The sequence below is a fragment of the Spirosoma spitsbergense DSM 19989 genome (genome assembly GCF_000374085.1).
Taxonomy (GTDB): Bacteria; Bacteroidota; Bacteroidia; order Cytophagales; family Spirosomataceae; genus Spirosoma; species Spirosoma spitsbergense.
Genome location: NZ_KB893599.1, coordinates 1 through 11,610, shown reverse-complemented (window position 1 = coordinate 11,610; position 11,610 = coordinate 1). Strand labels below are relative to the sequence as shown.

Below are 11,610 nucleotides of genomic sequence, written 5' to 3'. Positions count from 1 at the left end.
ACGGATACGGCCAGTTGCCCCCGCTCACATGACACCGTTCGAATTAGCAGATTGGCTACGCGGGCTTATAATTCCAGGCAGGTGTACTTTGATCAAAGTTAGTCAGACTTTTCAACGGAGTAAGGTATTATTAACGTGAATACGGGAGTAGGATTTGACTGGTTTGATGAATACGCTCGGCTTCCCATCGTAAAAATGATACGCCACCAGGCCAGCCATTGTATGAACAAGTGAGTTGGCCGGTGAACGGTGCTGACTATGATCAATGTCCAGTACGCTCATCAAAATGTCGTTTACCGTCTCAATTAAGCGGTAGCGGCCGACCGTCCCTCTTTTTAAGCCGAACTTTATCATCCAAATCCGAGGTTTAATTGAACCAAAGTCTCTTAAAAATTAGTTTTGGCGACACTAGTCGTTCTAATAATTGTCAACACAAATCAGTCGCATACGGTCAACCTGCAAGGCTTATGCTTCCGGCTCCTTTCGATTGAGCATAATGCCCCCTTCGGCAATATGGGCGACGTTGGTTAGGGCCGCCCCCCATAAAGAACGGCCCTTTGTTTTCTCCACGAGTTTGGGCATCAGGAATATGGCTCCCATCTCCGGGACGGTGTTTAGTATGTTGCCTGATGTTTTTTTCGCAAACTCGTTTTCCTTAAACCATTCCCAAAAAGCCTTGTATCCTTTAATATCCCCATCGGCATCTTTAGCTCCGTCGGCAGTAGTAATGGCATTGTATCTGGCCAGTAAATCGTTGATTCCTTGAGAATTGTCGGCGAAAGCATACACCTGCCGGACTATGCCCATACTAGACTCACGCCAGGTAACAATGGCATCCGCAGTGAAGGGCTTCCACTCCTCCCAAGTTTCTTTCGCCACTGTATTCAGGCGGGTTCCTTTGGCGTGCTCTTCTCGGGCAAGCACAATAAACAACCCCATATGGACCACGCCAATGGCCGTATTGAAGGTGGCAATGGTATCGTTGATCGCCAGCATTGCCGATGGGGGAATAAGCGGCGGGTCGATTTTCCCGTCCCGCCGGAAACTATATACTGTTGAAAGCATTTCAAAAGCCTGGATTGCCAACTCGCCGAACTGATAGTACCAGATTACGTGTGTCCAGTAGTTTGGCGCCTTTACGATATCTTTTTCTTCCGCGGCTACTGGCCGTGGAGCCACCAGCGTCAGGTTGCCGAGGGGGTTTCCGGATAGCTGCGCCAGCCCGTTTAAGAGCAGACTCGCGACACCAATGACTAAATCGAGTTTTGGTGTGCCCTTGCGGGGTACAAACTTGAGAGCGGAATAGACGTTGGCTGGTACGGAGATGACGAAAAGTGCAAAGTGCGTAAAGGCATATGCCCTTGCCCAGGTCCACTGCGGGTAGAGCTGATAATAATGTTCGCCGGCTGTATCTCTGGTTTCCCGTGTAAAGATCAGTGGTTGATTTTCCTGGTGACTCATTACAGTCAGCGGAGTAGCAACAACCAACGTAACTAAGTTAAGCAGGGTTAGAGTGCCTCCTCTGGTTTGGAAAGAGTAAAAAGCTGTTAGAAACGGGATTTGTATAGGGGTACTGAGTGAATCCCGGAGCCAGGTCAACGATACTGTAGCTATGTCAAAGATGGCGTCGATGAGGTCACCAACCAAATCGATCAGCACAAAAGCCAGTGCTTTTGCCAGTTCTTTTCCCGCATTCAGCAACGCATCGATTGACCCGAAAGGATGGTCAAAAGCAGTCTGCATATCTGCTCTGGCTTTCGCGAGGGCCTGCGTAGCGGCCTGATTGTCTGGACCAATGGCCTGTTGAGCCTTTTGCAGAAACGTGTTGATCACATCCGTCAGATTAGCCGGTGCGGCAGGGAGGGCTCCCAATGGGTCTACGGCATCATGGTCTACCATCTTCGATAGCAACCAATTGATGTGGTGAGTAGTCTCATGGTTATGGGTATCCTTTGGAATCGAGGTACTAATTTCTGCCCGATTCGGCGACTCGCTCAGTGCCTGGGCCAATCGGGCCGATAGGCTCTTTAAAAAAATATCGGCGCTTGCTTTGATAGCTGGTACCTGACCGATCAGTCCTGTCAGTCCATCGGTCATCGCCTGATTCAGGGCCGTCTGCGTAGCTAAAATATCCGTCCAGATGAGCTTTTCCTTTAGCCAGGCCAGTACCCGGTCAATCTGAATATGAGCTTTGCCGATGAGGTGTTCCAGCATTTTGCCTACCATGCCGGTATGGTCCAGCACATACTGCACCAGGGTACCATCCAGATCGAGGGTAACGACCACCAGTTTTGGCACGGCTTCGATCACCTCGCCCAATACGTTAATTCCGCCGTCAACGAGGTCACCGGCCGCGTGCAGTGATTCGGTGGCTAGATCGCTTCCGACGCTGAATACCCCGTTGCGCAAATCTGTGGCAGCCCCCACAATATTGCCGTGAACGATGTCTTCGCCCACTTTTGATGCGCTATCACTGAGGTGCTTGCCCATATTTTCGGCGGCTTCGACCACGTCGCCAACGACGGCCTTGCCTGTTTCCACGAGGTCGTCGCCAAGTCGATGAGCGGTATGTACCAGAATCTGCCGGGCCCGAAGTAAATCGGCTTCAAAGGCGGCAAAAAGTCCCAACGTCTGGCGGCTAGTATCTTGACTGGCGCGGGGAGCGTTTTGCAGATTCGCCTTCACATAGGCCGTCGTAAGGGGTTGATAGGCTAGCTTAGGCGCACTCATATCGACCCTCCAGTGGGCATGCTCCATGTTGTGCGCCGTAAGTTGTCGCTTGTGATGGAACCCGCATGAGCAGCCGTGGTAAGTATATTGGACTGTGCGGGCCAAGTTTCTCATAGACCGCTGTACTGCGTCGCAGTGGCTCACATCAGCGGCTTCACCGGGGTCGGCTCGCAGGATGTTCCAGTTATCAAAAATAGCTTTATCGGGCATGGTCGCTATTTTTTTGTGCGTCGAACCCGCAGGGAACATCTGGTTGAACTCCCCTTCGGGCATATTACTGGTATGAGCCAACAGCATGGGTGGATGAAGTCCTGTTGCGGGCAAGTCGATGATGACTTTTCCGAAGCGGTTTGGGGTCAGAACCACCGGCTTACTGGGGCCAATATCGTACGATATATCTTTTATTGTGACGGTTACAGGTTCATCAGCGGTGAGTACAAGGCTGATGGCTGTAAGCGGCACCGTCAGCACCGTGCGGTAATTGGTAAAGGTTTCTATTTGCCCGTTTTTCAGCCGAAAATCGTCGACCAGGCTGGAATGATTGGCAATACCCGGTTCGTCAAATGGCTTCATACTGGACAGGTCGAAAGAGGCCACCGGATTGGCCAGCGTGAGGTCTGTCTGGTCGAGGGTATACATGGCCGTTTGATCCTGATAACCAGTCTGGCCGAAGAGTGTAAAGGCCGTACGCGGCCCAACTTTAAGGGATTTGATTTCATTCGAGGCTAAATCCCATCGCTTATCGCCAATAAATACGTTTTTACTATCGGGCGTAAAGCCGAGCCACCCACCCGTGTAGCCATTGAATGTTTTAATAATAGTACCGGTCTGAATAGCCCATACAATGGCGAGGTTGGTGCCATCAGCCCCACCCGATATGGCCATCGTCTGGTCGGGTGAAACGGCCAGATTTGCGCCCCGGTCTGAAAAAAGCGGCCCGATGGGTAAGAGCGGGTCGGGCATTAATAAGTTGAAAAGCTTGATGACAGGTTTATGCGAGGCGCTGTCGACTATCGTAAGCAGTACAAATAAACCAACTGGCATTTGACCGGGCGTCCAGAAGATGGCCCGGATAACCATATCAGACGTTGTTGGCAGAAGGGTTCTGATTTTTTGGCCTGCCAGATTCCACAAAAACGCGTTGCTCCCCTGTCCCGTGAACGAATTACCCTGCATAGCCGTCAGAATAGACTGTCCATCCGGCGAAAACACAGCCGAGGATACGGCATAATCATGGGTACAGGTCGCGAGCCGGTTACCCTGAAAATCCCACAACACGGCCGTTTGGTCGTAGCCTGCCGTTAGGATGCGGGTGTTATCGGGCGAAAACGCCACCGACATTATATAGCTACCCGCCCTATGCCTCAGGGTTACGGCCTCGCCCTGATTTTCGCTGGCCGTTAGCGGCCACAAAAGCACTGTACCGTCGTAGCCGCCCGTCAATACCCACTTGCCATCGGGCGAAAATGCCCCGACCGAAATCGGACCAACTTGACGTCGGGCGAAATAAGGTAAAACGGCTCGCCCGCTCAGATCGTACACTACGGGGGTATTACCCCGGCCATCAATCCCCCAGCCCGTTGTCAATACGTAGTTACCCGAGCTGGTGGTGCTCACTGGCGAAATAGCACACACTGAATATGGATAGGTTTGTAACGGCTCCCGAAATATATCCTGCAGGTTGATGTGAGAATTTGACTGCGCCAGTAACCGGCCCGTTCCCTGAAAACCGGGTTGTGAAAACAACGCTACTTCACCTTCTCGAAGCGGCAGTTGATCGGGTCTGAGCAACACGCCCCTAGTGGACCGGATGGTGAAAAATTGCTGGTTGTCCGGAGCTCCAAAGCCGGGAAGCGGCGATGCCGAAATGAACGCACTGACGACATCGGTGGTGTTGGCACGGGTAAACTGCCACATAACGCCGTTAGCACTGGGAGGAGTCAGAAACCGACTACCGGCTGGTATGGAAATGGGTTGCCCACTGGTATCCACTGCCCGATTTGGCGCACCCGTATCGTCCAGCGTCCAGGCATCCACGGTTTCGTCCGTTTGGTTGGTCAGGTTTAGCCTGAAAGGAGCATAATTAGCCGGAGGGGTGTGCTCGCCATAGTAGTTTCGGTAGGGAGAAATAAAGGTACTCAATTCAATATCGAAGTCTTGCTGAAGAGCATCGGTGCTGATGTACAGGCCAATAGGGCGATTGCTAGCGTAGTCGCTGACCACACAAAGCATATTGCTCAGTTGAGTGAACGTATGCCGGTCGCCGGGCACAATGTTGCCAATGGTTATGGATTGGGTCGCATTAAGGTGAGCCGCATTACTGCCCGTCAGCTTTAGCTGGACGGTCAGGTTAGTACGATTGATGTAGGTAACCTGAACAATAGGCTGATTACGGGGCTGTGGATATTCATAATCAATAAAGTAGTCTTGATTCGCGGTTGCAAAGGGCGATACAATCAGCATTTTGACGGGCCGTTTCGATATGGTCTCCCGCACAACCCAGGTTGAGTATACAGTCCCATCAAGATATTCCTGACTGTCGGAAATGGTTGACTTAAACGTCTCTTTACCGTCGGGCCCCACGGTAAATAACTGTAGATCCAGATACGCTATGTTTGGGGAAGCGATTCTCAAAAAGCGAATTTTTCGGGCTTCACCAACCGGCAGGCTCCGCAGGTTGGCAGTAGTGATACGAACTACCCGCTGCTGACGCGTAATCGTTTCGACCTGCAACACCATACCACTATCCTGATCCCGTACTGCCCAAGTTTGGCCGAGTAACGCGTTGGGCGTAGCGTCGGTCTGGGGGGCTATCAGGTCAGTTGATGTCATCTGTCGACCATCTACATCTACCCGGAACAGCACCAGCGAGAGTAATGTTTCGTTGACAAACTGCACCGAAACGGGTATATTCTGCACATCAGGTAGCTTTATCGTGAAACGCTGGTCTGGGTTTATCTGCTGTGGTAACATATAACCCAACACCTGTTGCGAATAAAACTCCCGAATTTGATAGGGAACCTGGGCTACGGTTATCGACAGTGGAGATTGCCCGCTAGCCAGAGAAACAAGCTTAATCTGCTTATCTGTTACATCGGCCAGTGTCCCATCGGGCAGGGTCGTGAGGGGGGTAATGGCCAGGTCGAACGGAGTCTGGTTGATAAACGTCAGATTGAGTGGGTGTGCATCGATCCACTGCTGGTAATTGATAACCTGACGGTGGGTTAATTCGGCAGGCACCGTAATAGTCTGCGGTTCAAGCAGGCGGCTGGTCTCTTGGAGTGTAAACTGGCTATTCTGATCGATAATCCGCCAAGCGTTTTGGGCATAGTTACTAAGTCGCAAATAGCTTTTTGCGGCAATGCTACCTGCCTTACTCCAGCTGGTGCCATCGATAGTCTGGTATGCATCAACGGGGTTGAGACTGAAATTTTCGACCCCCACCACCGTATTCAGAATCTCAAAATTTTGTGTAAGCTCCGTATTGATAATGAAGGCGCTCAGTTCCACGGCAGTGCCGCTTATGTAACACCGGCAGGCCTGCCGGGCGGGCATAGGTTGGGTTTGGTAAAAACCGGCGTTGAGGCTGAATGCCTTGCTACGGTCTTCGCTACCGTCGTTTTTTAATGGCACCACGTCCATGGCAAAGGGCGTGGAGTTTTTAACTTGGATGCTCGTTAGCGTGGTCTCAACCTGTATATCTGACTTAATATCGCTCGGCAGAAGTTGTGTTGCAGCATTTTTCTCCACGCCCGTGTTGCCGCCTTTCACGACAACACCGCTGTGGGCTTCATAAGCGCCCCAAACAGCACCGAGAAACTCTGGTCCAGACTCGTAAGTAACTGTCCGGGTTTCGCCGGGACTGATGTTGGGTTGTATGGTGCTATTATTGAAATCCAGTAGGATTAATAAAGGCGAGTTATTGACGAACGTGAAGGTTTGCTTAGACACGGTAGAGGTAGGTTATAGGATGTGCTAAGTTGCCTTAAACATTAGAATAAACCTACCGAAAAAGGGAGTGCTCTCTGAACTGTGTCAGAGGTTAATCGAAGCGGTGTGGTTTGATGCGTTCTTAAAAGATAAAGCTGATTTGGCCTAGCGCTTCCTTTAGTCTACCCTTGGAGAGCATAAAAAAGCCTGGACGGTCCGCCGCGCGGGTCGACCTGGTTAAGCGGCCATGGGCATTGCCGTGCCCGATGGCGACCGAAACAGGGGATACTGCTTCTTAAACTCACCCTCCCAGTCCTGGAGAGCATAAAAAAGCCTGAGGTGAGATGATGAGGCATTCTTCAGGATAGGTCTATCGTGGCTTTAAAGAAGACAATCCAACCTCTCGCCCCAGGCTTTTTTATGCTCTCCAAAAGTACGAAAATTGGCACCTATTTAGGCTTCCAAACTTCCTTTAAGCTTAATAAGTAGGCGTTTTGCAATGAATTTATTTTCGTATTTCCTAGAATAGTACGACAGGTAGGCTGTATCGCATTAAACGCCCGTTTTTATGCGACGTTAGTCAATCCTCTACCAGCTACGTCAATATTAGCTCTGCACAATCTCATATTGTCATCTCAAGAATCAACATCTCTTTTTCAACAACGTGTATGAGTTTGTGATACTATTTTTCCAAACAACGAATTATCTCCTTTTCCGCAGAACTACCCAACTCTATCAAGGTGTGAACCTATCTGCCTAGAACAATAGTGATGAGTACGTATGAGACAGTTCTATTTTGTTCGTTTGGCAATTGTCACGGGAGGTACTTATGGTCCTGCTACATTTGACCGGATGGTCGTTGGTTCCGGTTTACTCACTAGCAAAGCGCTTCAGTCGTTCGCTGTAACGGTCTAGGATTTGATCGGTAACCTCCCCATCGGCCTTTTGGGTGGCCCGCTCCAGATCGAGCCGCAGGTAGTTGGACCGGTCAGCTCCGTCGATGATGCCCTCGAAGGTCAACTCCTGCTCCACCCAGAGGGGAGATTTATCCAGCGCCTGTGCCTGGTTCAGCACGGCCGCAAAGATCTGTTCCGTACGATCCGGGTCCTGAGTGGCTAGTAGCAGCGCCCCGATGGTGCGCAGGTAGTCAAGGTACAGGTAACTGATCGGCTCGGGTAACCGCTCGCCCTCCCATTACCATTCAGGGGACAGCTCGGCTCTCACCCAGCAAAGGGCCAGGCGCTCAATGAGCACTTTGTAATCCGTATTGAGTTGGTTGGGTTGGATGGCCGGGGTATTCACGGCTCAAATTTACCTGAATTTTCTGTATTTTACATTTTTCAAACGGTCGTTCAGAAAATGTAAACTACCTTTACCTTTACCAAACAACCCCCCATTTGTGCCGTGGAACACCCGTTTAGTTACAAACAGTACGTGGCCTACTTTCGCGTGTCGACCCAACGACAGGGAGCCAGTGGACTGGGACTCTCCGCCCAGCGCACCAGTGTCAGTAACTATACCTACAACAAGGGAGAAATTGTCGCCGAGTTCACCGACATTGAGTCGGGCAAGAAAAACAATCGACCCGAGCTGCTCAAAGCCATTGCGCTATGCAAAGAAAAAGGAGCCGTGCTCCTGATTGCCAAGCTTGACCGACTCACCCGGAACGTGGCATTTATTTTTACATTAAGGGATTCGGGGGCCGAGTTCGTCTGTGCCGATATGCCCGAGGCCAATACCCTTACCATCGGGGTGATGGCTACGATGGCCCAGCACGAACGGGAAGTCATTGGCGATCGTACGCGCAAAGCACTGGCTGAAAAGAAACGGGCTGGCTTCGTGTTGGGTAAACCAGAAAATCTCACGGTCCAGGCGGTGCAAAAGGGACTGGCCGTTCGGCAGCAAAATGCCCGCGAGCATGAGAACAACCGCCGGGCGGCCGCGTTTGCCCGGTCCCTGCGCGGGGCGGGAGAGAGCTGGAGTGGTATTGCGGCTACGTTGAATGAGCATGGTTTCCGCACCCGAAGGGGGAAGCAATTTCAAGCCGTGCAGGTGCAACGTATTATGGCACTTTTCAACTAATTGGGAAGGGGTGGGGACGAATTCTTGAAATTATCTAATTGTATTTAACTAAGATACGGCGTGAACGCATTCAATTTTCTTACAAAGAAATTGAATGCGTCAATTATGATTTTTCCAAGGAAAGTGGGCCCACTAAGGGTTGCTTTTTTCTGGCCAATCAGCCAGTCATTGCTTGACTTATGTATGGCCAGGAAGGTATATTCGTCGGTACTTTAGCCAACCGCTATTCCGACTCATGACGCCCAAACAGAGCCAACGGCTAATCAAAAAAATAGCCGATATCAAACGAGCCTTAGCGGCCGAAAAACGTAAATTTGGTGGTTATGATGACTCCCGGGGACTGCGTTATTTGCCTACCCGTTATTACCTCCAGCTGGCCGATTACAAAGGGGGATTAGCCTATACCCGCTGGTTCGCCAAAACGTTTCCCGATGATATTGGCTTTCCAGACTTTTTGTTTGAGTGGGCAGTGCTGCTCTTTAAGTCGGGCAAGTTTGACCAGGCCAAAGCCAAAATCTGGCAAACGTTCTGTGCCAATACGTATGTGCTGGATAAGTTCGTTGGCCATCCTATTCACCCAATCCAAAAATATGAATGGTCAAATTTGGCTCAGGCTGGTTTCACGGCGTACTTCACCTATTCCCATCAGCAAACGGAGTGGCTGGATTTCAGCCAGTGGCTGGAGGAGTTTATAGCCAGCGAGTTGTTTGCCACCCGGAAAGCCCGGTATCTAACGATTCATCAACAGCTACTAGTGGAAGACGATCAGGAAATCAGGGACTATTTACGAAAGGAAGCGGATCAGCTAGAAAACGCGATTAAATTCTAATCCAACATCAGTATAGAGGTCCAAAAGTCTGTCTTACAGCCTGTAAGACACAGGTCAATTTTGTTTTACAAAGTGTTTTACTTTATCATAAGTGAGATTATAGAACTACTTTTTGGGTTCCTTGTAGACTGATTGAAACAAAAACCAGCCCATCACTAAACTATAGGCCATGAGTTTGCCCGGTAACAGAAACACTTGCAGATACACCAGCCAACGGTTCACATTATCCGAGCTACGGAACGGGTTATCTACTAGGCCACTGAACCAACCCATATTCGAATAATCAGGTTTAGCCGTCAACCTGTGGCTAGACCCTACGTAGAAACATAATCCGGCTAGCTTGACAATACTTTGACTAATGGGCACTGAGTGCCACATATCAAAGATCCACTTTAAGGCTAGTTCATTGAAAAGGATACCTAAGAAGATTCCTAGCCAAATCATCCATTTTTTGGGCGGTGGCTCCTTATCGGATTGGGGAGCATCAATTTCCAGCTTGCCTATTGTCCCAGGCTCATCTTCAAGAAACCACGCGAAAAGCCTCATGGCGAAAAGATTAATAGGAATAAAAAGACTTCTTTATGCTGATCTAGTTTAGTCGGTATTCCTCGTAACAAGGGAACGACTTATTAGCTAAAAATAGGCCTCGCTTTACATATAGGCACTTATACAACCGGTTTGTGGCCGTTGCCCAACTAATTTATAGCCTAATTCTATACCACTTGAATTCGCATTTGCAATGCATATCACCTTTTCTTCCCTTTTGTATCTTTCAGCGACCAGCACAAGTGTCCTGAACTAACAAAAGTCAGCCGCTCAATAGATTCTCCCGTAGCTTTGGGGTAACTACTCCAACCAAAACTATGGCAAACTATAAACGGCTGACCTTAACCCAAAGATACCACATTCAAACACTTCATCACCAACATAAGACCCAGGACGAAATCGCTCAACAGATTGGTATCAGTCAGAGTACGGTCAGTCGAGAACTAGCCAAATACCGCCAACACCACCCTAAGCAAGAATATGATGCCCAACAGGCCCAGCAACGGGCAGCTTCAGCCCAAAAGCGAACGCCTTACAAACTCAAAGGCTCCCTGTTGACTACTGTCATAGCCCGACTCCGAGATCGGCTCTCGCCCGAACAAATCTGCGGGGAACTGCAACGCCAGCCAACTCAGACGCGACTTCATCACGAAACTATTTACGGCAACGGCCGACCGTCGCTATATCTACCAATATCGGCAATCGGCAGGTAATCAAAATGCTGACCATGAGTCACTTGTGAAATATCTACGCATTCGACACCGGAAGCATTATAAGAAACGTGGTCAGGCCCTCAAACGGCAATTAATTCCTAATCGGGTTAGTATCGAACAACGTCCCCCCATTGTGGAAACTAATATGGAAGTAGGCCACTGGGAAGCGGATACGGTCATCGGCAAGGGTCACGATGGGGCCTTGCTGACGTTGGTTGAACGGCGCACTAAGTATGTGCTGATCGTCAAACTGGCCTCTAAACAGGCCAGAGCGTTAGCCACTGCTGCTATCAAAGCCTTGCGCCGGAGCGGTCTTCCGGTCAAGACCGCACGGGCGGCCCCGCATTACCTTTGATAACGGCCTTGAGTTTGCCCGTCACGAGTCGATTGGCGGAGCGTTAGGGGCGGCTACTTACTTTGCTCATCCCTACCATAGTTGGGAGCGTGGTCTTAATGAGAATACGAATGGGTTGATTCGCCAGTACATTCCCAAGGCTTGTCCGATTAGCCTTGTTCGTCCTACTGATGTATCCGCTCGGGCCTTTAGATTTACCCCGTTGTGCGATTCCAAGATAGTCGTGTAACTTAAAGCCCTCACAAACTGTGAGAAACCAACCCCGGTGGGACACCTTAGCGCTCGGGCCAGGCAAAACCTATGGGCCGATTGAAGCCCCACCGGGTTCTTAACTCTTCAACTCAAATAGAAATGCGGGCCGCAGACCCATTAGCAAGGTAATGAGTTGAGTTAAACGTTGGTCGATATCCATTTTAACTAAGTCA

The 11,610-nt window shown here is 50.1% G+C and carries 8 protein-coding genes and 1 pseudogene; 5 read left to right on the top strand and 4 right to left on the bottom strand.

All coding sequences use genetic code 11. From position 1 onward, the window contains the following. Window positions 1-111 precede the first annotated feature (111 nt). The 3 genes and pseudogenes from B157_RS36295 to B157_RS39950 all read right to left on the bottom strand — a co-directional run. Window positions 112-361: pseudogene (locus B157_RS36295) on the bottom strand (hypothetical protein); the annotation flags it as partial. A gap of 104 nt (window positions 362-465) precedes the next feature. Next, the gene (locus B157_RS0130100; protein ID WP_020607019.1) at window positions 466-6,681 is read right to left on the bottom strand and encodes a WD40 repeat domain-containing protein; all 6,216 of its coding nucleotides are present in this window, start codon (window positions 6,679-6,681) and stop codon (window positions 466-468) included. 849 nt (window positions 6,682-7,530) lie between these two features. Then, on the bottom strand, window positions 7,531-7,734 hold the full coding sequence (locus B157_RS39950; RefSeq protein WP_020607018.1) for a hypothetical protein: 204 nt from the start codon (window positions 7,732-7,734) through the stop codon (window positions 7,531-7,533). Window positions 7,735-8,064: 330 nt separating this feature from the next. On the opposite strand from B157_RS39950, the gene B157_RS0130090 reads away from it, so the two are divergent. Both B157_RS0130090 and B157_RS0130085 read left to right on the top strand, forming a co-directional pair. Further along, window positions 8,065-8,742 (top strand): recombinase family protein, encoded by a 678-nt coding sequence (locus tag B157_RS0130090; RefSeq protein WP_020607017.1) that lies wholly within the window; start codon window positions 8,065-8,067, stop codon window positions 8,740-8,742. Window positions 8,743-8,977: 235 nt separating this feature from the next. Beyond that, window positions 8,978-9,571, top strand: a complete 594-nt coding sequence (locus B157_RS0130085; protein ID WP_020607016.1) for a hypothetical protein — start codon at window positions 8,978-8,980, stop codon at window positions 9,569-9,571. Window positions 9,572-9,676: 105 nt separating this feature from the next. Here B157_RS0130085 and B157_RS0130080 read toward each other — a convergent pair whose 3' ends face one another. Beyond that, window positions 9,677-10,117, bottom strand: coding sequence for a hypothetical protein (locus B157_RS0130080; RefSeq protein WP_020607015.1), 441 nt, complete (start codon window positions 10,115-10,117; stop codon window positions 9,677-9,679). A gap of 317 nt (window positions 10,118-10,434) precedes the next feature. Between B157_RS0130080 and B157_RS36285 the strand changes: the two genes are divergently transcribed. The 3 genes from B157_RS36285 to B157_RS40660 are packed head-to-tail and all read left to right on the top strand — an operon-like array spanning window position 10,435 to window position 11,414. Beyond that, the gene (locus B157_RS36285; RefSeq protein ID WP_041952348.1) at window positions 10,435-10,830 is read left to right on the top strand and encodes a helix-turn-helix domain-containing protein; all 396 of its coding nucleotides are present in this window, start codon (window positions 10,435-10,437) and stop codon (window positions 10,828-10,830) included. Further along, window positions 10,763-11,185 (top strand): IS30 family transposase, encoded by a 423-nt coding sequence (locus B157_RS36280; RefSeq protein ID WP_342664726.1) that lies wholly within the window; start codon window positions 10,763-10,765, stop codon window positions 11,183-11,185. The genes B157_RS36285 and B157_RS36280 overlap by 68 nt, the downstream gene beginning before the upstream one ends. Beyond that, on the top strand, window positions 11,112-11,414 hold the full coding sequence (locus tag B157_RS40660) for an IS30 family transposase (RefSeq protein ID WP_157618638.1): 303 nt from the start codon (window positions 11,112-11,114) through the stop codon (window positions 11,412-11,414). The genes B157_RS36280 and B157_RS40660 overlap by 74 nt, the downstream gene beginning before the upstream one ends. Window positions 11,415-11,610 lie beyond the last annotated feature (196 nt).